At 70.1% G+C, this 22783-nt stretch carries 20 protein-coding genes; 13 read left to right on the top strand and 7 right to left on the bottom strand.

Annotation, left to right across the window (positions count from 1 at the left end):
• Positions 1-8 precede the first annotated feature (8 nt).
• Both groL and AB0J88_RS32180 read left to right on the top strand, forming a co-directional pair.
• Complete coding sequence (gene groL, locus AB0J88_RS32185) at positions 9-1700, top strand: chaperonin GroEL (protein ID WP_364361748.1); 1692 nt, start codon at positions 9-11, stop codon at positions 1698-1700.
• A 10-nt stretch (positions 1701-1710) separates the two neighbouring features.
• Complete coding sequence (locus AB0J88_RS32180; RefSeq protein WP_364361750.1) at positions 1711-3006, top strand: Nramp family divalent metal transporter; 1296 nt, start codon at positions 1711-1713, stop codon at positions 3004-3006.
• Between the two features lie 13 nt (positions 3007-3019).
• Here the strand turns inward: AB0J88_RS32180 and AB0J88_RS32175 are convergent, their stop codons facing one another.
• Together AB0J88_RS32175 and AB0J88_RS32170 are read right to left on the bottom strand one after the other, a co-directional pair.
• Positions 3020-4501 carry a hypothetical protein gene (locus tag AB0J88_RS32175; RefSeq protein WP_364361752.1) on the bottom strand — a complete coding sequence of 494 codons (1482 nt, stop codon included), beginning with the start codon at positions 4499-4501 and terminating at the stop codon, positions 3020-3022.
• The gene (locus AB0J88_RS32170) at positions 4402-4908 is read right to left on the bottom strand and encodes a SigE family RNA polymerase sigma factor (RefSeq protein ID WP_364361754.1); all 507 of its coding nucleotides are present in this window, start codon (positions 4906-4908) and stop codon (positions 4402-4404) included. Before AB0J88_RS32170 ends, AB0J88_RS32175 begins: the two co-directional genes overlap by 100 nt.
• Before the next feature lie 128 nt (positions 4909-5036).
• Between AB0J88_RS32170 and AB0J88_RS32165 the strand changes: the two genes are divergently transcribed.
• Positions 5037-6185: a hypothetical protein gene (locus tag AB0J88_RS32165; RefSeq protein ID WP_364361756.1), complete on the top strand. Its 1149-nt coding sequence runs from the start codon at positions 5037-5039 to the stop codon at positions 6183-6185.
• Here AB0J88_RS32165 and AB0J88_RS32160 read toward each other — a convergent pair whose 3' ends face one another.
• The gene (locus AB0J88_RS32160; RefSeq protein WP_364361758.1) at positions 6186-6422 is read right to left on the bottom strand and encodes a hypothetical protein; all 237 of its coding nucleotides are present in this window, start codon (positions 6420-6422) and stop codon (positions 6186-6188) included.
• 455 nt (positions 6423-6877) lie between these two features.
• Between AB0J88_RS32160 and AB0J88_RS32155 the strand changes: the two genes are divergently transcribed.
• The gene (locus AB0J88_RS32155; RefSeq protein ID WP_364361760.1) at positions 6878-8701 is read left to right on the top strand and encodes an ABC transporter ATP-binding protein; all 1824 of its coding nucleotides are present in this window, start codon (positions 6878-6880) and stop codon (positions 8699-8701) included.
• On the opposite strand, the gene AB0J88_RS32150 is transcribed toward AB0J88_RS32155, so the two are convergent.
• Entirely contained in the window at positions 8678-11128 is a 2451-nt protein-coding gene (locus tag AB0J88_RS32150) for an excinuclease ABC subunit UvrA (protein ID WP_364361762.1), read from the bottom strand. The genes AB0J88_RS32155 and AB0J88_RS32150 overlap by 24 nt on opposite strands.
• A gap of 151 nt (positions 11129-11279) precedes the next feature.
• Between AB0J88_RS32150 and AB0J88_RS32145 the strand changes: the two genes are divergently transcribed.
• The 5 genes from AB0J88_RS32145 (at position 11280) to AB0J88_RS32125 (ending at position 16249) form a co-directional block, all read left to right on the top strand.
• The gene (locus tag AB0J88_RS32145; RefSeq protein WP_364361764.1) at positions 11280-12527 is read left to right on the top strand and encodes a PHB depolymerase family esterase; all 1248 of its coding nucleotides are present in this window, start codon (positions 11280-11282) and stop codon (positions 12525-12527) included.
• 62 nt (positions 12528-12589) lie between these two features.
• On the top strand, positions 12590-12985 hold the full coding sequence (locus AB0J88_RS32140) for a GntR family transcriptional regulator (protein WP_364361766.1): 396 nt from the start codon (positions 12590-12592) through the stop codon (positions 12983-12985).
• Positions 12982-13869, top strand: coding sequence for an ABC transporter ATP-binding protein (locus AB0J88_RS32135; protein WP_364361768.1), 888 nt, complete (start codon positions 12982-12984; stop codon positions 13867-13869). The genes AB0J88_RS32140 and AB0J88_RS32135 overlap by 4 nt, the downstream gene beginning before the upstream one ends.
• Positions 13866-14846: a transporter gene (locus AB0J88_RS32130; RefSeq protein WP_364361770.1), complete on the top strand. Its 981-nt coding sequence runs from the start codon at positions 13866-13868 to the stop codon at positions 14844-14846. Before AB0J88_RS32135 ends, AB0J88_RS32130 begins: the two co-directional genes overlap by 4 nt.
• A 164-nt stretch (positions 14847-15010) precedes the next feature.
• Complete coding sequence (locus tag AB0J88_RS32125; RefSeq protein WP_364361772.1) at positions 15011-16249, top strand: EAL domain-containing protein; 1239 nt, start codon at positions 15011-15013, stop codon at positions 16247-16249.
• 139 nt (positions 16250-16388) lie between these two features.
• On the opposite strand, the gene AB0J88_RS32120 is transcribed toward AB0J88_RS32125, so the two are convergent.
• Positions 16389-17195: a YihY/virulence factor BrkB family protein gene (locus AB0J88_RS32120; protein ID WP_364361774.1), complete on the bottom strand. Its 807-nt coding sequence runs from the start codon at positions 17193-17195 to the stop codon at positions 16389-16391.
• A gap of 458 nt (positions 17196-17653) precedes the next feature.
• Between AB0J88_RS32120 and AB0J88_RS32115 the strand changes: the two genes are divergently transcribed.
• Positions 17654-18043 (top strand): ATP-binding protein, encoded by a 390-nt coding sequence (locus tag AB0J88_RS32115; protein ID WP_364361776.1) that lies wholly within the window; start codon positions 17654-17656, stop codon positions 18041-18043.
• A 49-nt stretch (positions 18044-18092) separates the two neighbouring features.
• Here AB0J88_RS32115 and AB0J88_RS32110 read toward each other — a convergent pair whose 3' ends face one another.
• A complete protein-coding gene (locus tag AB0J88_RS32110) occupies positions 18093-18455 on the bottom strand; it encodes an HPF/RaiA family ribosome-associated protein (RefSeq protein ID WP_364361778.1) in 363 nt (120 codons plus the stop codon).
• 450 nt (positions 18456-18905) lie between these two features.
• On the opposite strand from AB0J88_RS32110, the gene AB0J88_RS32105 reads away from it, so the two are divergent.
• Genes AB0J88_RS32105 through AB0J88_RS32095 form a run of 3 tightly spaced genes read left to right on the top strand, consistent with a single transcriptional unit; the run spans position 18906 to position 20976 of the window.
• Complete coding sequence (locus AB0J88_RS32105; protein WP_364361780.1) at positions 18906-19058, top strand: hypothetical protein; 153 nt, start codon at positions 18906-18908, stop codon at positions 19056-19058.
• A gap of 11 nt (positions 19059-19069) precedes the next feature.
• Positions 19070-19951, top strand: coding sequence for an SDR family oxidoreductase (locus AB0J88_RS32100; RefSeq protein ID WP_364361782.1), 882 nt, complete (start codon positions 19070-19072; stop codon positions 19949-19951).
• A gap of 29 nt (positions 19952-19980) precedes the next feature.
• Entirely contained in the window at positions 19981-20976 is a 996-nt protein-coding gene (locus AB0J88_RS32095) for an NAD(P)-dependent alcohol dehydrogenase (protein WP_364361784.1), read from the top strand.
• A 604-nt stretch (positions 20977-21580) separates the two neighbouring features.
• On the opposite strand, the gene AB0J88_RS32090 is transcribed toward AB0J88_RS32095, so the two are convergent.
• The gene (locus AB0J88_RS32090; RefSeq protein WP_364361786.1) at positions 21581-21910 is read right to left on the bottom strand and encodes a lipopolysaccharide assembly protein LapA domain-containing protein; all 330 of its coding nucleotides are present in this window, start codon (positions 21908-21910) and stop codon (positions 21581-21583) included.
• Between the last annotated feature and the right edge of the window lie 873 nt (positions 21911-22783).

Below are 22783 nucleotides of genomic sequence, written 5' to 3'. Positions count from 1 at the left end.
GTCCCCCGATGGCCAAGGAACTGCGCTTCGGCGCGGAAGCGCGCACCCTCCTCCTCAACGGCGTCGACAAGCTGGCCGAGGCGGTCAAGTCGACGCTGGGTCCCAAGGGCCGCAACGTCATCCTGGAGAAGATCACCGGTTCCCCCGTCGTCACCAATGACGGCGTGACCATCGCTCGGGAAATCCATCTCAAGGACCAGTTCGAGAACATGGGCGCCCAGCTCGTCAAGGAAGCGGCGATCAAGACCAACGACATCGTCGGCGACGGTACGACGACAGCCACGGTGCTCGCACAGGCGATCGTGCACGAGGGCATGACGGCCATCGGCTCCGGAGCGAACCCCGTGCTACTCAAGCGCGGTGTGGACCTGGCCGTCGACCGGCTCGTCGAGCACCTGCGCGGTGTCAGTCGTCCGGTGTCCACACAGGACGAGCTGGCGCGGGTCGCGGCCATCTCCGCCAACGACGACGACGCGGTCGGCTCGGTCATCGCGGCCGCGCTGCACACCGTCGGCGACAGCGGCATCGTCACCGTCGAGGAGTCACCCCGGCACGGCATGAGCGTCGACTTCGTCGAAGGGTTCGAGTTCGACAACGGCTACCTGTCGCCGTACATGGTGACGAACCCGGCGAGTTTGGAGGCGATTGTCAACGACCCGTACATCCTGCTGTGCAGCGAGAAGATCACCAAGGTCCAGCAGCTGATGCCGATCCTCGACAAGATCATGCGGGCACCGAGGCCGCTGGTCATCGTCGCGGAGAACGTCGAGGGCACGGCCCTGTCGATGCTGGCGCACAACCACGTCAACGGCGTCTTCCAGTGCGTCGCGGTGCGGGCGCCCGGATTCGGTGACCGGCGCCTGCACAAGCTGGAGGACCTGGCCGCGATCACCGGCGGCGCCGTCTACAGCCGGCACTCCGGCTTCACCCTGGAGACGATGACGATCGACCAGCTCGGCCGGGCGGCCCAGGTGCGGGTCAACGCCGAGCGCACGGCGATCATCGACGGTGGCGGGTCGGCCGAAGCGGTCGAGTTCCGGCTGACGCAGATGCGGGCCGAGCTGGAACGGGCGACGTTCGGCGCTGACGAGGACGTGCTGACCGAGCGGATCGGCGCGCTGTCGGGCAAGGTCGCCGTCATCAAGGTCGGCGCGCCGACCAACGCCGAGCTCAAGGAGCTCCAGCACCGGGTCGAGGACGCCCTGTCGGCGACGCGCGCCGCGATGGCGGAGGGAATCGTCGCGGGCGGCGGCGCGGCGCTGCTGCACGCGCAGGGGGTGCTCGACGGCCTGGACCTCAAGGACGACTACGCGACCGGCGTCGAGATCGTGCGGCGCGCGCTGACCGAGCCGGCGTTCCTGATCGCGGCCAACGCGGGCTACTCCGGTCACGAGGTCGTGGAGCGGATGTCGCAGCTCGGCCAGGACGAGGGCTTCGACGCTCTCGAGGGCCGGTTCGGCAACATGGTGGAGATGGGGATCGTGGACCCGTTGCGGGTGGCGCGGTCGGCCCTGCAGAACGGCGCGTCGGTCGCCGGCCTGCTGCTGACCACGAACACGCTGGTAGCCGAGGAACAGACGCCGTGGGGAGGCAGCGCGGCGTTGATGACCGAGTTCGGGCCGTTGGACGAGGGCCTGCGGCAACCGTCGCCGGACTCGAGCACGCCGCAGTCGCTGGGCCTCGGCCCGTCGGTCGGCTAGGACCGCACCGATGGCTCCGGTCAAGGGCGACGGCGTGCCGGCCGTCGCCCTTCCCACCCCTGACACCGAGTCGGCGTTGCGGCAACTGCGGTCGCGGGGTCGGTTGCGCGGGGTGGTGGCGCTGCTCGGGCCGGCGTTCGTCGCGGCGGTCGCCTATGTCGACCCGGGCAACTTCGCGACCAACTTCACCGCGGGCGCCAAGTTCGGCTACACCCTGGTCTGGGTCATCGTCGTCGCGAACCTGATGGCGATGCTGGTGCAGTACCTGTCCGCCAAGGCCGGCGTGGCCACCGGCCGCGACCTGCCCGAGCTCTGCCGCGAACACCTGCCCAAGCCGGTCTCCCGAGGGCTGTGGGTGCAGGCGGAGATCATCGCGATGGCCACGGACCTGGCCGAGTTCGTCGGCGCCGCGGTCGGGCTCTACCTGCTGTTCGGCGTCCCCCTGTTCGCCGCCGGCCTGATCACCGCGGTCGTCGCGTTCGCGATCCTGGCACTGGAGCAACGCGGCTACCGCCGGTTCGAGCTCGCGATCGTCGCCCTGCTCGGCATCGTCTTCCTGGGCTTCCTCTACGACCTGCTCGTCGTCGGCGCCCAGCCGGCCGAGTTCGCGGCGGGCCTCGTGCCCCACCTGGCCGGCGGCGACAGCCTGCTGCTGGTCTGCGGCATCATCGGCGCGACCGTCATGCCGCACGTCGTCTACCTGCACTCGGCCCTGACCAAGTCCCGGGTGGCGTGCCGCGACGACAACGAACGCCGCGAACTGCTGCGCTTCCAACGCCTGGACGTGGTCGTCGGCCTCGGCGTGGCGGGTCTGATCAACCTGTCGATGCTGGTGATCGCGGCGTCCCTGTTCAACGGCGGCGGCCACTCGGACGTCGACTCGATCGAAGCGGCCCACGCCGGCCTGGGCCAACTGGTCGGCGGCGGAGCAGCGCTGGCGTTCGCGGTGGCGCTGCTGGCCTCCGGCCTGTCGTCGTCGAGTGTCGGCACGTACGCCGGTCAGGTCGTCATGCAGGGTTTCATCCGCCGGCAGATCCCGCTGTTCGTGCGGCGCGCGGTCACGATGGCGCCGGCCCTGGTCGTGCTCGGGCTGGGCCTGCCGGCCACGGACAGCCTGGTCATCTCCCAGGTGGTCCTGTCGTTCGGCATCCCGTTCGCGCTGGTGCCGCTGCTGATGCTGACCCGCCGTCGCGACATCATGGGCACATTCGTCAACAACCGCCTGACCAACGTGGCCGCGGGGACGATCGCGGCGCTGATCATCGCGCTCAACCTGTTCCTGCTCTACGACACGTTTCTCGGCTGAGCCCGCGAAATGACTACGAGTTGTAGGAGTCCCGCAGCCTCCGCATGGCCTTTTTCCTGAGCTTGGCCGATGCTCGGTGGCGTTGCCAGGCAGGCTTTATTCGGCGCCATACCAGATAGCCGGCGCCGGCGAGGGCGACAGTGATGATGGTGGCCACCAGTGTTGGCCATGGGCTGCCCCGCTGTGGGCGGCCGGCGTCGCGGACGGTCAGCTCAGGCAGCAGGCCGGTGGCGAGGTGGAGGTCGAAGACCTGACAGGTCTGGGTGTGCAGCTCGCAGGTACGTCCGATGTCGAAGCGGGACAGTGTTCGGCGGCTGCCGGTGCCGCGGTCGACTTCCGCCAGGGCCAGGTGGTCGGAGCCGTTGATGGTCGCGACGATCAGGCTGTCCGATGAGCGCCAGCCCAGCAGTTGCGTGACGTTCTCGATTGTCGTCGGTGGAGTGCCGTCGTCCGTGAGGGATATGAAGGCGACGTCTCCGACCTGCCACAGGAACTCGTCGTGGCGGGTGAGCCCTTCGGGAACGGTGGCGAGGAACCTGCCGTCCGGCGACCAGCCGACGTCGGCGGCAAGCTCGCGCCCGGCTGGAATGTCCAGCTTGTTGGACTCGCGGCCGTCAAGAGCGATAACGTGCGCCGTTTGGCCGACCTGCACGGCGAGACGGCGGCTGTCGGCGGCGAACGCCGCCGTCTTCGGCGATCTGATCGCGGCCAGCTTCGTGCTGCGTCCGCTGGGCACGTCCAGCAGCCACAGAGTGCCTGTGCGAGCCAACTCCATGTCCACCGTCTGGGCCGTTCCGAGCTCCCCGGAATTGGACAGCGGTCCCGCGCTGTACGCGACCTGGCGGCCGTCGGGAGACCAGGCCAGTAGTCGCACGCCAACCGCACCCTGAAGGCGGATGGGCCTGTGCTCGCCCGTCGTCAGGTCCAGCAGGGTCAGCTCGTCGGTGAGGCCCCTGTCGTCACCCAGGAGAACGTGTTTGCCGTCGGGGGCGAGCAATGCGGATGGCAGAAGCCGGTCCTCGGCGGCGTCGAGACGCCGGTACGTGTCCGCGTCGGCGCCGACGACCAGCGGCTGGAACATGTTGAACATCTCGCCGTTGCCGTACCCGTACAACGCGATGGCACGACCGGGCGGCGCCTTTGTGACCGTGCTTGTGAACAGCGAGTATCCGGCGAACCTGTCCGGCACGGTCGACCCCTGCGACGAGTCAGCAGGCTGGGCAGGACGAGGGACACCAGAGATGACCGTGACAGCCGCCGCCAACGCGACCACCAGAAGCGCGGCGGCGCCAAGCCGTCTGCGGCGAAGCGAGCGGCGTCCCCGCTCGAGCACAGTGTCCAGGTAGCCGGGCGGCAGCGGGGGTGGATCGTCGGGCAGCGTGGCCAACAGTTCTTTCATGGCGTGTCCGAACCCTTCGGTTCGTAGTCCGGCAACAGGCGGCGCAGCGTCCCGATGCCGTGCGCGGTCTGACTCTTGACCGTCCCCGTCGAGCAACCCAGAACCTCGGCCGTCTGCGCGACGCTCAGATCCTCCCAGTACCGCAATATCAACACCGCGCGCTGTCCACGGGACAGCTTCATCAGCGCGGCCAGCACGTCGATCCGGCTTTCGGCGCTGCTCGGCGGCGCAGTGGTCGGCTCGGTCAGCTCCGCCATTGGCCTGACCCGGCGGGTCCACGCCCGCCCCCGCTCGGCCAGAAAGGCATTGACCAGCATGGCCCGCACGTAGGCGTCGAGCGAGTCCGCGGCTGAGGCCTTCCGCCAATGCCGGTAAAGCGCCACAAGGCACTCCTGCACCAGGTCATCAGCGGCCGACCACTGTCCGCACAATCGGAACGCGAGGAGCCGCAGCCACGCCATGCGCGCCTGCACGTACTCGACGTATGCCCGTTCATCCCGCAACCCGGCCTCCCACTCACACTATGAGTGGCCCGAGACCCCGTTCGGTTGGGCCGGAACGCGGTCTACCGAGAAATTCGACGTACGGGGGCAGAATCAAGGTGGCCTTCCAGAGGCTAGGCTGCCGTCCCATGCGAATGACGGCGGCCCAAGAAGCCGATCCGGTGCCGCGCCTGGCGTCCCGGCGCCGGTGGCGCACGGGGATCATCGCGGCCTCGGGCGCGCTGGCCGTGCTCGCGACGGCCGCGGGAATCGTCCTCGCCGTCGGCCGGTCTCCGTCCGCGCCGGCGGCGGTCCCGCCGCCCGCGGACCTGGCTGTCGCCGGCGTGCCGCAGGTCCACTTCGTTGACGTCGACCACGGCTTCGCCCTGGCGTCCTCGTGTCCGGCCGCCGCAGGCGAGTGCGAGGTGTGGCTGGCGAGCACCTCCGACGGGGGCACGACCTGGCAGTCCCACCAGGTGCCGGGCCTGACCCACCCGAACGCCGCCGAGGGCGCGGACCCCCGGGTGACCCTGCGGGTGCTCGACGCGTCCCGGGTGGCCCTGGACGGCTACGACGGTGACCGGCGCTGGTTCACGACCGACGCCGGCGCGACCTGGACGCGGCCGTCGCCGCAACCCGACGGCGTCGTGGACAGCATCGCTGACAACGGTCTGGCGCAGGTCGAGAGCAACGCCGGCGCCCCGATCGGGATCGTCGTGCTGCTGCCCGACGGCCGTTCGGCGCGATTGGCTACGGCACCGGTCGCACCGATGATCGAGCTGGCGACCGACGTCACGTTCGCCGCCGACGGGAGCGCCTGGGTCGAGGGCAGCGACGACGAGCGGTCGTGGTTGTTCGTCAGCCGCGACCGCGGCCGGTCGTGGAACGAGGTCCCGCTGCCCGCGCAGGCGGCCGAGCCGGGCCGCCCACACCGCACCCTCGGCCGCCTGGCCGTCCACGACGGCCGCACCGCCTTCCTGGTCGACGCCAACGGCTACCGGCTGTGGCGCACCACGGACGACGGACGGCGCTGGGAGCCGCTCACCTCGCCGATCGGAAAACCGGCCGAGGACGTCGGGCTGACCGTCAGCGCCGAGCCGGACGGCGGGCTCACCGCCTTCGACATCCTGACCGGCCGCAGCTTCACCCTGCGAGGGAACACGTTCGTCGCCGCAGCGGAGCAGCGGCCCGCCTCCCGCGTCGGCGCCCGGTTCCTGACCGGCAGCGGCGCGAGTTTTCGGGAACCCCCGTACGTCCACTCCGCCGACCGGCAGACCTGGACCGAACTGCGCTTCTGATCAGCGGGCGGCGGCGACGATCATCAGGACCAGGCCGGCCGCCGTCACGGCCGCGCTGACGAGCAGGAACGCCGGGTTGTGGGTGCTCCACCAGCGGATGCGGGGCTGGACGCAGCCCGGCACGTCCTCGAGGCGCACCACCCGCAGGGCGAACACGTTGAGCGTCGCCGTCAGGATGCCGAGCGCGCCGAGGCCGGCCACCGTCTCGGCGACCTGCGCGAACGTCGTCGGCTCCATCACCGCATCACACCGCGTGTCGGCATCGTCTCGTGTCTCATCCTGAGACACCCGGACGGGCTTGTCGCGGCCCACACCCGATCGGGGGATCGTCCGCGGCGTCGCCTCGAACGGTCTTACCGGCCGGTCCGGTGTCGCGGCCCCTACCTTGAGGAAGCAGTCATGATTGCCGGTCAGCTCGTCTCGGCTGGTTGCTCGGCATGCTCACCTGCGGCGTCTACGGCCTGGTCGACGCCTTCATGGTGTTCGGAGAGCGCCAGCGCACCCTGCACGACTAGATGGCGAACTCGCTCGTCCGGCACCTGTAGCGCGCTGCGGAAATGGCAGGCGCCGCGCGGCCGACTCGCCTAGCCTCCCGAGGAGAAGCACACCCGACACGATGAGGAGCACGGCCATGCGTCCAGCCGGCGGAGTCCCCGGTTTCCCGTCCGCCACCACCGCTGGAAAGGCCGCTCGTGTTAGGTCTGTTCGAAAACTCTGTTGATCCGTTCCCGACAAGCGAAACCGGCACTCCCACCGGCACCGTCCGCCGGTTCCTGCTGACGGAGTTCCGGCCACTGCGGCCGGTCGTGGCCGCCTCGGTAGCCATCACGCTCCTGTGCGCGGCGATCGAGGTCTGGCTCATCTGGTACGCCGGATCGCTCGTCGACACCCTCGCCGCCGGAAGCCCGCAGACGCTCTGGGCCGACCACGGCGCCGAGCTCGTCACCGTCGTCGTGCTGGTGCTGCTGGTCCGGCCGATCATCAACCTGGTCGGCGAGGCCCTGGACGACATCTCGTTCCGGGCCAACGCGAGGCCGCTGGCCCGCTGGCGGGCGCACCGGCACGTGTCCCGGCAGTCCGTCGGCTGGTTCCGCGACGACCTCGCCGGCCGCATCGCCACCTGGGTCCGTGACGGCGGCGACGCCGCCAGCACCGCCGCGTACTCCGTCGTGCACACGCTCGTGTTCGTCATCGCCTACATCGCCGGCTCGGTGTGGCTCATGTGGACGATCGACGTGCGCCTGTTGCTGCCCCTCGTCGCGTGGATCGTCGCGTACGCGCTGCTGATGCGCTGGGCGGTCCCGCGCTACCGGCGCGCGTCGGAGCGCCTCCAGGAGGCGGAGTCGGCGCTGACCGGACTGCTGGTCGACGCGTACGCGAACGTCGACACGCTCGCCCTGCTCGGCGGCCCGGACACCCGCACCGAGCACGACCGCCAGGTGTTCGCCCAGGCCCGCCGCGCGCACCTGGACGTGCAGCGCGTCGAGGTGACCGTCAACGCCAGCATGATGGCGCTCGGCAGCGCCCTGCTGTGCGGGCTCGTCGGCTACGGCATCGTGCTCTGGCAGTCGGGTGCGGCACCGGTGGGCCTGGTCGCCGCCGCGCTGGCGCTCAGCTTCCGCATCACCGCGATGGCCGAGTGGCTGCTCGACGCGGTGTCGTCGCTGTTCGGCTCCGCCGGCGTGCTGCGCCGGGCGCTGCGGACCGTCGCCGCGCCGCTCACGGTGGCGGACAAACCCGGGGCGCCGGATCTGCGGGTGCGCGGCGGCGCGATCAGCTTCACCGAGGTCGACCACCACTACGGCCGCGGTGCCGGTGGCCTCGACCGGCTGAGCCTGCACGTCGGGGCCGGTGAGCGCGTCGGCGTCGTCGGCCGCTCGGGCGCTGGCAAGTCCACATTGGTGGGACTGCTGCTGCGGTTCCACGACGCGGAGTCCGGCACGATCACGGTCGACGGCACCGACATCACCGACGTGACGCAGGAGAGCCTGCGCGGTCAGATCGCCATGGTGGGCCAGGAGGCGACGTTGCTGCACCGCTCGGTCCGCGAGAACATCGCCGGCCCCGGTGCCGTCGACGACGCGCGGGTGAAGGAGGCGTTGCGCCGGGCGTCGGCGGACGGGTTCGTGGCGACTCTCAAGGACGCGAGCGGCCGCACCGGACTGGACGCCCACGTCGGCGAGCGCGGTGTGCGCCTGTCCGGTGGCCAGCGGCAGCGGATCGCGCTGGCCCGGGCGTTCTACCGCGACGCGCCGATCCTGGTGCTCGACGAGGCGACGTCGGCGCTCGACTCCGAGGCCGAGGCGGCCATCCACGAGACGCTCGGCGAGGTGATGACCGGCCGCACGGTCATCGCGATCGCGCACCGCCTCTCCACGATCGCCCACCTGGACCGGATCGTGGTCCTGGACGCCGGCCGGATCGCGGAGCAGGGCACGCACGCCGAGCTCCTGGAGCGCGACGGCCTCTACGCGGACCTGTGGTCGCGGCAGTCAGGCGACTTCCTGGCCGTCTAGGTGCGAGGCGAGCCAGGGCCCGGTGACGCTGTGCGGGTCGGCGGCGACCTCGGCCGGTGTGCCGCGCGCGATGACGCGGCCGCCGTCGGGGCCACCGCTCGGCCCCATGTCGATCACGTGGTCGGCCGCGGCCAGGATGTCCAGGTCGTGGTCGATCACGACGATCGTCGCCCCGTCGGCGAGGAGCCGGTCGAACACCCCGACGAGGGTACGGATGTCGACCGGGTGCAGCCCCGTCGACGGCTCGTCGAGCACATACAGGACGTCGTGCTGGCTGTTGCGCAGCCGGGCCGCGATCCGCAGGCGCTGCGACTCCCCGCCGGACAGCGACGGGGTCGGCTCGCCGAGGCGCAGGTAGCCGAGGCCGACGTCGACGATGGGCCGCAGCGGGCGGGCGATCGCCGCCACGTCGGCATACCGGTCCAGGGCCTCGCGCACCGTCAACGCCAGCACGTCGGAGATCGTGACCCCGTCCACCCGTACCGCCAGCGTCTCGGGGTTGAACCGTGCCCCGTGGCAGGTCGGGCATTCGACGTTGATGTCGGGCAGGTATTGCACGTCCAGGTCGATCGACCCGATGCCGCGGCAGGTCGGGCACTGGCCCGCCTTGGTGTTGAACGAGAAGTGGCCGGCCGCGAGGCCCGAGTCGGCGGCGAACCAGGAGCGGATGGCGTCGAACGCGCCCGAGTACGTGGCCGGCGTCGACCGGGCGTTCAACCCGATCGGGGTCGCGTCGATCTCCACCACCTGGCGGATCGATCCGAGCGACAACGACTTGACGTGCTCCGGCAGGTCCTTGCCGGCCAACCGCGCGCGGGCCGCCGGGATCAGGCTGTCCAACACCAGCGCGGTCTTGCCGGCGCCGGACGGGCCGGCGAGCGCGGTCAACCGGTTGACGGGGAAGCCGGCGGCGACGTTGCGCAGGTTGTAGAGCCGCCGCACGGTGATGGTGGCGCGCTCGCGGGGGAGCGGTCGGGGCGGGCGGTCGACGGCGGCTCCACCGGACAGGAACGGCCCGACGATGGACCTGCGGCTGCGCACGATCTGGTCGGGCGTGCCCTCCGCGACGATCGCACCGCCGAGGCGGCCCGCCCCGGGGCCGAGCTCGATGACCCAGTCGGCGCTGCGGATCAGGTCGAGGTCGTGCTCCACGATGACGACGGTGTTGCCGTTGCCCGCGAGCGCGGCGATCGTCTTCCGTAGACCCTCCACATTGCTCGGATGCAGGCCGACCGACGGCTCGTCCAGGACGTACAACATGCCGGTGGTGTTGGCCCGCACCGTGGAGGTCAGCTCGATCCGTTGCCGCTCACCGGTCGACAGGGTGGCGCCGGCCCGGTCCAGCCCCAGATAGCCCAGGCCCAGGTCGAGCAGCGGGCCGATCGCGCCGAGCAGCTCGCCGATCAGCCCGGTGGTCATCCGGTCGAGCTCCGGCGGCATCAGCGGCGGCAGGTCGTGCGCGAACGCGACCAGGTGGTCGAGGTCCAGAGCGCTGATCTGTGCCAGGTTGCGGCCGCCCAGCGTCGAGCGCAACGCCTCGGGACGCAGCCGGGCGCCGTGGCAGACGGGGCACGTGTGGGAGACGAGATACTTGCTCTTCTCCGACTTCTGGGCCGCCGTGATCGCGTTGTCGTAGGTGACGTTGAGCCGCACCGTGCGCCTGTTGCGTCCCGAGAGGACCACCGGCTGCTTGACCGGCTCGCCGTGCAGGACCTGGTCCTTCTCCTTGCGGGTCAGCTTGCTGTACGGCACGTCGAGCCGCACCCCGAGCTCACCGGCGGCGTACATGGACAGCCGGCGGCCGCCGACGTTCCACGGCAGGACGGCGCCTTCCGCGATCGTCTTGCTCGGATCCGGGACCAGGGTGTCCGGGTCGACGACGAACCGCGTGCCGATGCCGTTGCAGCCCGGGCAGGCGCCGATCGAGTTGAACGCGAACGACTCCGCGCCCGGCGCCTCGAACCGCACGCCGTCGACCGGGCACACGATCTCCATCGCCTGCGTGGCAATCGACGGCGGCACGGGGTGGCCGTTCGGGCAGCGGTGCGTGCCGAGCCTCGACATGATCAGCCGGAGCACGTTGAGCACCTCGCTCATCGTGCCGACGGTGCTGCGCGGCCCCGGCACGGGCGGGCGTTGCCGCAACGCGAGCGCGGGCGGCAGATGGTCGATCCGGTCGGCGTCGGGTCGCTGGTCCTGGGTGAGCCGGCGCCGGCTGTAGGTGCTCAGGCCTTCCAGGAAGCGGTGCAGGCCCTCGGCGTACAGAGTGCCCATCGCGAGGGAGGTCTTGCCCGACCCGGACACCCCGGCGATTACCACCGTGCGCCACAGGGGCACGTCGACGTCGAGGTTACGCAGGGTGTTGTGCCGCACGCCGCGAGCCTGGATGGCCCGGGGGAGCGTATCCGGCGGTGATGCGATCTTCATAGCTCCGGTCTAGCCGAATCCGGCCTTCGGCGCGGCAAAACGGCGACGCTACTGGCAGTGATGGTTGCCGATGAAGGGTTCCGCGAGATCACCTGACTGTGATAGACCGGCTTCATTGCGTCACTTGTCGAAACCGACCGAAGGAGCCGACATGGGCACGCCGTTGCGCCGTCGCACGATCCTGGCCGCCGGTGCGGGAGCCGCCGCCGGACTGTCCCTGCCGACTCTGGCCGCGGACGCGGCCACCAGCGTGAAGTTCACGCTCAACGCCGTCGTGCTCGACGGTGGCGAGCAGGTCACCTCGGTCACCCTCGACACGTCCCGGCTGGGCCGGGTCGACCCGGCCTCGGTCTCGGCCGGCACGTTCAGCGTGCACGTCAAGGCGACCAGCCCCATCCCGATCGCGGCGGGAGACCAGATCTTCAGCGAGTACGACCTCGACCGGACCGTGACGGCCGCCCGGGTCGACCACCGGGGCGACATCGTGCTCGAGCTGAGCCACGGGGAGGGGCAGCCCGGCGGTGGGACGCTGGGCTACATCCTGAGCCGGGGCCGCAACGTGCGGCTTGACCTCGTCTACACCATCACGCAGAACACCCCGATCGTCGTACGCGGTCGCCGGCCTGTGGTCATCTCGTCCTTCGTCCAGGGGCGGCTGGCCAATCCCGAGGTGGACGCGTTCAGCTACCACACGTCCGGGTCGGGCATGAAGTACCGGCTCTTCTCGCCCTCGGGCTCGCGCGGCCGGCGACCGCTGGTCGTGTGGCTGCACGGTGGGGGAGAGGGTGCGTCGCTGCCGGACAACTACTACGACAACGAGACCACGCTGCGAGCCAACCGGGGAGCGCTGGGCTTCGCGACGCCGGAGGCCCAGCGGATCTTCGGCGGCGCGTACGTCGTGGCGCCGCAGAGCACGTCGTTCTGGCTGGAGGACGGTCCGCGGTTCGCGCCGCTGATCCAGGAGATCGTCCGCGAGGTGTCGCGCCGGTGCCGGGTCGACGAGGACCGGATCTACGTCGTGGGATGCAGCAACGGCGGCTACATGAGCCTGAAGATGACCACCGTCTACCCGCACGTGTACGCGGCGTCCGTGCCGATCTGCGGTGTGGTCACGTCGTTGCAGCCGGGCGGCCCGACGATGATCACGGACGCCGAGCTCGTCGCCATCGACACCCCGACCTGGCTGGTCGCGTCGCGCGACGACACGACGGTGCCGCCGGAGCCCAACACGGTCCACGCGCACGAGCTGATCCCGGGCTCGTTGATGTCGCTGTACGACACGGTGACCTGGAACGGCTACCGGTTCCCGGGGCACTGGTCGTGGATCTACGTGGCCCGCAACGACCCCCGCCAGGACGGCACCCGCATCTGGCAATGGATGGCCCATCAGCGACGGTGAGGCTCTCTTGACCGTCACCTTACTGCTTTACTATGGTACTAGCAAAGCAGTAAGGTGCTTCCGTGTTCGTCTTCCGGCTCGACACCCACTCCGGCGTGCCGCCGTACCTGCAACTCGTCCAGCAGGTCCGCCAGGCGGTGCTGCTGGGCTTTCTCCAACCGGGTGACCGCCTCCCGCTCATTCGCGAGGTGGTCGAGGACCTGGCGATCAATCCGAACACCGTCGCCAAGGCGTACCGGCAGATGGAGCAGGAGAACCTGGTCACCGGCCGGCCCGGCCAGGGCACGTTCGTCAACGAACAGCAGTCGGCCGCGATGTCGGCATCGACGTACACGTCGCTGCGCCGCGGCCTGGCGACCTGGCTGCGCCGCGCCTACGCGGCCGGCCTCGACGAGCAGGCGGTCAACGCGCTCTTCACGTCCGTCCACCAGCAGACGAGCAACGAGGACGTCGCGTGACAGCGACCGAGCTCGCGCTGCGCACCGACGGTGTGGGCAAGCGGTACCGCAAGGGCTGGGCGCTGCGCGACTGCACCCTGGCCCTGCCGGCGGGCGGCGTGATCGCCCTGGTCGGTCCGAACGGCGCGGGCAAGACCACGCTGCTGCGCCTGGTCGTCGGGCTGCTGGCACCGAGCACCGGCACCGTGGAGGTCCTCGGCCACGACGTCGCCGCCAGCACCCCGCGAACTCTGTCCCGGGTCGGGTTCCTGGCCCAGGATCACCCGCTCTACAAGCGCTTCACCGTCGCCGAGATGCTCCGCTTCGGCCGGGCCTGCAACCTGCGGTTCGACCAGGGGCTGGCCGAGCGCCGGCTGACGAAGCTGGGCATCCCGCTCGACCGCCGGGCCGGCACGCTCTCCGGCGGGCAGCAGGCCCAGGTCGCGTTGGCTCTGGCCCTGGCGAAGCGGCCGGACCTGCTCGTCCTCGACGAGCCGGTGGCCAGCCTCGACCCGCTGGCCCGGCACGAGTTCCTGCAGGTCCTCATGGGCGCGGTGGCCGAAGGCGGGGTGACCGTCCTGTTCTCCTCCCACGTCGTGCACGAGCTCGAGCGCGTCTGCGACCACCTGGTCGTGCTCAACCGCGGCCGGGTCACGCTCACCGGTGACATCGACACCCTCCTCACCGAGCACCGGCTGCTCGTCGGCCCGCGCACGGCCGCCGACCTCGACCGGGCCGGCACCGTCGTGGAGGCCGTCCACAGCGACCGGCACACGAGCCTGCTGGTACGCGACGGCGCGATCCCGGCCGCGCCCGGGTGGCAGGCCCAGCCGGTCGCGCTGGAGGACCTGGTGCTGGCGTACCTGCGCCGGCCGTCCGAGCCGAAGGCCGCGGTCACGGCATGACGTGGTTGATCTGGCGCCAGCACCGCACCGAGGTCTGCGTCCTGGGCCTGCTTGTCGCCGTGTTCGGCGTTGCCCTGCTCGTGCTCGGGACGCAGGCCCACGACCTGTTCCCCGGCGGTCCCGCCCGATGTGCCGGAGACGCCGGTCTCGACGAGGGCTGCGCGGCCGCCTTCCGCCGGCTCGACGAGGAGTACGGGTACGTCGAGAACCTCCTGGCGGGCTTCTATCTGGTCCCCGTCGTCATCGGTGCGTTCCTCGGTGCGCCGCTGCTCGCACGCGAACTGGAGGACGGCACCTGGCAGCTCGCCTGGACGCAGGCCGTGCCGCGGATGCGCTGGCTGGCGGCCAAGCTCGCGGCACTGGGCGGTGTCACCGTCGCGCTCACCGGGATGTTCACCGCGGTGCTCACCTGGTTCCGTCAGCCGTTCGACGCGTGGGAAGGACGGTTCCAGTACGACGCGTTCGACGTGGAGGGCCTTGTTCTTCCGGTGGCGTACGCGCTGTTCGCGTTCGGCGTCGCCACCGCCGCCGGGGCGATCCTGCGGCGCAGCCTGCCCGCGTTCGGCGTCGCGTTCGGGGCGTTCCTCGCCGCCCGGATGCCGGTGGCATTGCTGGCCCGTCCCGCGTACGCCAGCCCGCTCACCACCGTGGAGCCGGTCCCCGCCGGCGGCTCGACGGACCAGGCGGGGCACCGGCCCGGGTCCGGCTTCGCTGACTGGATGATCGAACACGGCTACGCGGACGCCACCGGGCGCAGGCTGAGCTCGACCGAGTACTTCGAGCTGGAGGACGCCGCCAACCGGGCCGGCGCCAACCTCAACCAGTTCCTGCACGCCCGTGGCATCCAGCAGTTCGCGGTCTACCACCCGGCCGACCGGTTCTGGACGTTCCAGCTCGTCGAGGCGGCCCTGTTCGTCGCCGTCGCGGCGGTCCTGATCGGTGTGGTGGTCTGGCGGGTGCGGCGCCGGGTGACCTAGAGGTGGTCGTCCGGGCGCAGCAGCACGCACGGCGCGTCCAGTGCCGTGGTGCAATCAGCAAGGTCGCCATGACGTTCTGAGCCCGAGTTTCCGTGTTCGGCCGCGGGACAGCTGAGCTGGTGTGATGCTGGAGGGCAGGTGAGTTGCTGCGGGAGGCCATTGCCGTGGCGAGTCTTCGCGAACAATTCGACGACATCGTCGACAACCGTCGGATCACCACGGTCTTTCAACCGATCGTGGATCTGGGGTCGAGCCGGGTGGTCGGCTACGAGGCCTTGGCCCGCGGCCCACGCGGCTCCTTCTTCGAGCAGCCGATGACCATGTTCGCGTACGCCTATCGAGTCGGACGGCTGGCCGAGTTGGACTGGGTCTGTCGCGCGTCCGCGATGCGGGCCGCCGTCGTCGCCAGCATGCCACCGGAGATGACGGTCTTCATCAATGCGGAGCCCATTTCGATCGGCGCTCGCTGCCCGCCCGATCTGCTCGACACCGTCGCGCTCGGCGCACAGCGGCTCAATGTGGTGCTCGAGCTGACCGAACGCTATCTGACCGGTGACCCCGCCGGCGTCCTGCGTTCGGTTGTCTTCGCCCGCGCCAACGGCGTTGGCATCGCCATCGACGACGTAGGCGCGGAGCCGGCCAGTCTGGCGATGATGCCGCTCGTCCGCCCGGACGTGATCAAGCTAGATCTTTCGGTGATCCAGAGCCGGCCCGACCTGGCGGTGGCACGAACGGTGAACGGCGTTCTGGCCGAGGTGGAGCGCACCGGTGCCACGATCCTCGCCGAAGGCATCGAGTCGGCACGCCACGCCGCGACGGCCGTCGCGATGGGTGCGACCCTCGGCCAGGGCTGGCGGTACGGTCGGCCTGGGCCACTGCCCGGCAAATGGCCCGCTACGTCCGGCGGCGCTGGCCTGACCATCCCGCCTGACCGTCCCGCACCGGCGACGCCCTTCGAGGTGGTCACCCACCAGCGGCCCATCCGGTCCGGGACCCGCCAGCTCCTGTCGTCGCTGAGCAGGCACCTTGAGTATCGCGCGGCGGACCCCGCCGACCCGGGCGTGCTGGTCGCCTCCTTCGAGGAACGGCGGAGGTTCGGACCCAAGCTCGCCCAGCGATACGCGGACCTCGCCGTGGCGAGTGTCATGGTGGCGACGTTCAGCGTCGGCATGCCGGCAGCGCCGGCGAAGGCGGTGCGCGGCACCTCCCTGCACGTGGACGACCCGCTCGCGCGGGAGTGGGTCGTCGTGGTGGTGGGCGCGCATTTCGGGGCGGCGCTGGTCGCCCGTCAGCCACGACTGGTCGACAGACGCGACGAGACCCACTACGAATTCGCCGTCACGTACGACCGCGACCTGGTTATCGCGGCCGCTCAGAGCCTCGTACGCCGGATCGAAGCCTGATCCGCGCGGAAGCGATCGCGTCTCATCAGCGGGCTGGTCGTCACGGGCGATGTCACCTCAAGACGATCGCCGGACCGCGACCGTTTCCCTGATCGCCCGCTCTCGTCGCGGTGCGGCAAGCAGGCGGTCATGTCCTCGGTCAGTGGCGACCGGCGTTCGTGCCGGGTGCGGCCAAGTCGGTGACGCGGCCGGTGGTGCTGGTGGCGGCCAGCGTCGCGGCGAACAGGATCAGTTGGTTGACGACGTTGAGAAAGACCAGCAGCCCGACCGCGCCGGCGACGACCAGGTAGGCGGCGTTGTTCTCGGCGCCTCGCACATAGAGGCGGCCGAGGGTCTTGAGCAACTCGAGCCCGGCGGCGACGAACAGCGCTGGTCCAAGAACCCGGCGCAGCGGCATGCGCAGCCGTGGCAGCGCGGTGAGCACGGCCATAGCCAACAGTGTGTTGACGCCCGCTTCAAGCGCGGATCCGAGCGTCTCCAACAACCACCGGGAAGGTGCGCCGTCGAAACCGGCGGCGGTGACCAGCCAGCCCGCGCCCGCTTCGGTGGTGAACACCGCCGCCAGCGATACGGCCAGCAGGAAGCCGAGCCCGATCAGGACCAGCAGGTCGATCAGAATGCGGACCAGCAACCTGCCGGGATACTCGGGCAGTCCCCAGATGGCCCTGATCGACGAGCGCAGCGCATCGACCCAGAACCAGCCGACGATCGGCAGACCGATGAACCCGATCACACCGACGGTGCCGCGGGCGTCGCGAACAGCCTGGACGTCGACCCGCGGAAGGTTCTCAGTCAGGTATCCCTGGATCGCGCGAAGCACGACAGGGTCGTCGAGCACGAAGGCGAAGAGTGCGAAGCTCAACAGAGCCAGCGCGAAAGTGGCGAAGAAGGCGTAGTAGGTCACCGCGGCGGCGAGGCGGCCTCCATCGGCACGGTCGTAGCGCACGGCCGCGCGGGCTACGTGGTCTACCCAGCCATGACGGCGGCGGGCGCGCAGCCACGATTCAACCGCCCACGTCCTGAACTGCGCGATTGACACGCCCGCAGCAGTACCCGGCCACCGCACCGGTCACGCACCGACACGGAGATCGTCGCATCCGGCGATTCGCAGGCCTGTCATCTCGACTCGACGAGTGCTCCTCGACGGCCGGGAACAGGCCACGGACAAAGGGACGACGCGTCAGGTCATGCGGTCATGTCCACGACGGTCGAACTGTCGGCCCGGACGGCCGCAGGCACTGAGCCCGCTCCGCTACGTCGAGCCCTTTGCCGCGGGATCGTCGAGGCCATGTCGAAATTCGCGTTGGTGTTTGGGCGGGGAGCGTGAGGTTAAGACAGTGGTAGCCCAGCCATGGGACTGTGGTGATCAACTGACGGGAGCCGACGATGGATGGCTACTCGTTGTTGCTCGTCGCCACCTTCGACGGCGCCACCGTCGTCGTGATCCGGCACTACGTATTCGACGCGGCCATGCGCTGCCCCATGACGACGGAACGTCGCGACGACTTCGTGCTCGCCGTCAACGAGATCATGGCCAACGTCGTTCGGCACGGCGGTGGCACCGGGCGGCTCCGTCTATGGCGGGACGGCGACCTGGTGTGCCAGGTCACCGACAATGGTCCGGGCTTCGACGTCGACCCGATCCTCAACGGCGAGCGGCCGCGCCCGGCTCCGACCGGCGGTATGGGCCTTTGGCTCGTCCGACAGACAACGGACAAACTGACCATCCAGACCGGATCGACGGGTACGACGATCCGTATCCGCAGTCATCTCGGTTCACCAGACGGCCGTTGACCGTGCATTGAAGGGCGTTCCTTGCGGCGTCCGTTCGAGTAGGTGGCGATCAGCTCAACCCCTCGCGCACGTCCAGGTGGCTGAGCGAGTCTCCGCCCTTGCGGCTGTCGGACCGTCCGTACCTGCTGCCGATCAGGCTTTCGAGCTTGTGCACCGCGCCGCTGCAGGCCTCGCCGACGGAACTCGCGTGGTGCGTGACGGCGACCGGCTGCCGACCGGCCAGCCGGGCCTCGATCACGCAACGCTTGTCGTCACCGCTGGTCCTTCCGGAGGTCTCGCTGGCGAGGTGGACCTCCACGCGGGTGACATGGTCGCCGAAACGCGACAGCGCGGACTCGATGTCGCCTTCGATGCGCTGGACCATCCCGTCGCTGACGTCTACGTTCCGATCCGTCTGAACCTGGATCCGCATGCGGTGCTCCTTCGTGACGGGGGGTGACCAACCACTCGACCGTACGCCTCTACCGAGCGAAGGGCGATGCGCACGCGGCGATCGGCCCCGGCATCCGGTTTCACACCTGCAGCGCGGCGTCAGGCCACCGACGACGTCGTACGACAGTGCCGAGGAGATTTCAAGCCCTCAGCTCCAGCCGTCGCCGTCGCGCGAACTTCGGCGACGCGGCTTTCACCGAACAGGCGTACGCTTCGGGTGTCGCCCGAACCCCCCGGTGGCGTGACAGTCCGCTTTCGGTGGACGCGCCCGCAGAGGTCGAGAGTTCTTCCCAGGGCGAGCCCAGAGCTCGGAGTCGTTTCCCGGCGCATCGACGCGTGAGCGGAGCCCGCGTGCGACCACAGTGGACTTGACTGACTGGCGCCCGGCATCGGCCGACCCCCGACGGCAGCAGAACAGAGAAGAGCGACCATGGACGCGACCGCACACCCGATGCACCTGACCGACGCCGAACAGGTCGACCTGGCGAACGGGACCGGCACGGGCCGGCCGGCTGACCCCGACCCTCGACAGGACCTTCTCCCTGTCCCGCGCTCGGTCGCCTTCCTCAAGCGGTTCGCGTAGGGGTGGGGACCATGTCACAGCTTTCCAGCGGTCCGATGATGCGCCGCCACGTGCTCGTGACGGGTGCCGCCTCCGGCATCGGCAAGGCGACCGCGCTCGGCCTCGCACGGTTGGGCGCGCGAGTGTCGGTCGTCGGCCGGGACCCTCGGCGCACCGATGCCGCAGCCGACGAGATCCGCACTGCCGGCCGGCGACGGGTGCGCGTGTTCATCGCCGACCTGTCGTCGCAGGAGCAGGTGCGGCGGCTGGCCGACCAGGTCCTGACGGCCATGCCGCGCATCGACGTGCTGGTCAACAACGCCGGCGGGTACTGGAACACCCGGCATCTCACCATCGACGGGCTCGAGCGCACCTTCGCCCTCAACCATCTCGCGCCGTTCCTGCTCACCAACCTGTTGCTCGACCGGTTGCGGGAGAGCACACCGGCCCGGGTGGTCACGGTGTCCTCCCGGTCCCAGGCCAGCGGGCGGATCGACTTCGACGACCTGCAGGGCGAACGCGACTACTCCGGCGCACGCGCGTACAGCCAGTCGAAGTTCGCCAACGTCCTGTTCACCTACGAACTCGCCAGGAGGTCGCCGGACGCCCTGGTGACGGCCAACGCGGTCCATCCCGGTGTGGTCGACACGTCGTTCGGCGCCGAGGATCCCGGTGCGGTCCAGCGGCTGCTGGTCCCGTTCCTGCGGCCGTTCATGAAGAGTCCGGCCCGCGGCGCGGTCACGTCGATCCACGTGGCGTCCGCCCCAGAGCTCGAGCAGGTGACGGGTCGCTACTTCAGCAACGGGAATCCCGGACAGTCCGCCGCCCTCAGCAAGGACGAGGCCACCGCGGCCCGGCTGTGGCAGGTGAGTGCCGACCTGGTCGGGCTGAGCGCCCCCGTGCAACCGTCCTGATCCTTCCTCCTCGGCCCGAGAGGCCCGCCATGACAACGACCGGAACGACCGTGAACCACGCGATCCTGCAGGACGGGTACGGCGCGGCCGACCTCCTGCGGTTCGCCCGGGTGCCGACGCCGAAGGTGGCCGCCAACGAGGTGCTCCTGCGCGTCCACGGCGCCGGGCTGGACAGGGGCACCTGGCACATGATGGAAGGACGGCCGTATCTCCTGCGCTTCGTCGGCTTCGGGATGCGCAAGCCGAAGACCCAGATACCCGGCATCGACGTGGCCGGTACGGTCATCGGCGTCGGTGCGGCGGTGACCAGGTTCGCCGCGGGTGACGAGGTCTACGGGATCGGACGGGGCTCGTTCGCGACGTTCGCCGCGGCCCGCGAGGACAAGCTCGCGCGCAAGCCGGCCAACCTCACCTTCGAGCAGGCAGCGGTCGTGCCGGTGTCCGGACTCACCGCGCTCCAGGCGCTCACGGACGTCGGCCGGGTCCAGCCCGGACAGCACGTGCTGGTCAGCGGTGCGTCCGGCGGTGTCGGCAGCTACGCCGTGCAGCTCGCCAAGTCCTTTGGCGCCGAGGTCACCGGCGTGTGCCGTACGACCAAGATCGACCTGGTGCGGTCCCTCGGCGCGGACCACGTCATCGACTACACCCGGAAGGACATCGCCGACGGCCCCCGGCGCTACGACCTGATCCTCGACATCGCCGGCCGCCCCACAATCGCGCAGATCCGTCAGGCCCTCACCTCCAACGGAACGGCGGTGATCATCGGCGGCGAGGACGGCGGCAAGTGGACCGGGGGATTCGGCCGGAACCTGCGCGCTGCGGCGACCTCGCCGTTCGTGTCCCAACGCCTGGTCATGTTCGCCGCCAAGGAGCGCGGAAGCGATCTCGAGCGGCTCACCGAGCTCATCGAGGCCGGCCGGCTGACCCCGACCCTCGACAGGACCTTCTCCCTGTCCCGCGTGCCCGAGGCCATGCACTACCTCGAGGCCGGACGGGCCCGCGGCAAGGTGGCGATCACCATCTGATCGCCTATCCTTGCGTTCGCCCGCACGGGCCGGGACCTTTCGCTCGTCCAGAACCGGCCGGACATCGCGGTGGCGCGCACCGTCAACGGTGTGCTCGCCGAGGTGGCGCGCACCGGCGCCACCGTGCTCGCCGAGCACGTCGGGTCGTCCGCCACGCGGCGATGGCCGGGGCGATGGCGTAACCCTCGGCCAGGGCCGGCGGTACGGCGTCACGCGTCGTTGCCGCATCGCTGGCCCTCGCGGCCGTTGACCCGCGGTCGTCGCGGATACCGTTCGAGGTGGTGACCGCCGAGCGGTCCACACGGCCCGCGACCCGACAACTTCTGGCGTCGCTGAGCCGGCACCTGTGCGCTGGTCAAGTTCTCCAGCACGGGAGCCAGTCCGCCCCGACCTCGTCCGGCGCTACACATCGCTGGCGGCCGCGAGCGTCATGGTCGCGACCCTCGGGATCGGCTGCCGGACGAACCGGCTGAGGGCGTACGCGGAACACCGCTGCGCGCCGACGCCCTGTACGACTACGCCGTAACCGACGACCGCGACATGGTGATCGCGGCGGCGCGGAGTTTCGTCCGGCCGGTCGGGGCCAGAACCGGTGGTCCGCCGGTCAGTGACGCTGGCGGCGGGCCAGCAGGCGGAGCTGGGTGATCCGGGCGGCGCCCACGATCATGGTCAGGAGCGCGGCGCCGACAGCGGCGATCAGCAACGCCAGGGCGAGCGGCAGGCTGCCCTCCAGGCCGAGGAAGCGGACCTCGACGCTGCGGGTGTTCTGCAGCATGAACACGATCAGCACGATCGACAGGACTGCGGCGGCGCAGATCCCGACCCAGGCGTTGCTGGTGCGGGTGCGCGGCGACCGGTGCCGTTCTGAGCTCGCGGGCGGACGAACGGGCGGGTCACCGGATGGGTCTTGCGTGTGGCGCACGTCGTTGGACATGACATCCCCAGAAGCAGACCGGTGTGGCGGGCACCTCAAGGCTGGGATGTCGTCAAGTCCGGAATGACTTGATCGTACACCCGTTCGGTCCAAATGAGAGATATCCACCGACACCGAAACGGGGGTAGCGATCGAGCCGCCCCCGATCGAGTCCTGGCGCAACGACGGGGACGCCCAGGTCTGCGCGCGCGAACATGCCAGGGACTGGCCCCCGACCCGGCACGGCGGACCGACTACTGCCCGAGCCACGCCGCGTCGACCATCGCCTTCGCCGACGACCACGGGCCGGTTCACCCGCATTTCGCGTTCCTGGTGAGCGAGGCGGAGGTCGACCAGATCTTTGGCCGGATCGGGTCGGCGGCCGCGCGGATGGGCGTGGCTATCCAATTCAGCTGCAGCAGCTGCCGGTCTGGTCGGGGCCGCTGGTTCGGTGACCGAGGTGCCAACCGCGCCCGAGTCGCCCGCCTTCCGAAACTATCGGCAGCGATCCACCAAAACTATCGCTTGAAATGGCCGTAACTTTCTGGAAATCTAAAGATGTCCATGAATGTTAACGCTCACACAAAGGTCGACGGTTGCCCCCAGGGGGCCTGACCCCTGTCGGACGCCGCGCGTGTCCTCGGTGGCTTCCTTCGGCGGGCACAGCGGCATCGCACATCGCACAGCAAGGCAAGCCGCACTCCGGAACAGCTATCCGAACAATCCATGTTGGAGGACTAGCATGCTCTCCCTAACCCGCTCCAGCCCCGGCCGCCGGAAGTTCCGAGTGTTTCTGTTATCCGGAAGTGCCGCGATAGTTGCGGCCCTGGTCGTCTCGTTGATGCCCACTGGCGCGCGGGCGGCCGAGTCCACGCTCGGTGCGGCGGCGGCGCA

Source organism: Asanoa sp. NPDC049475 (assembly GCF_040676915.1).
GTDB lineage: Bacteria > Actinomycetota > Actinomycetes > Mycobacteriales > Micromonosporaceae > Asanoa.
This window is presented reverse-complemented; position numbering and strand designations above follow the sequence as displayed.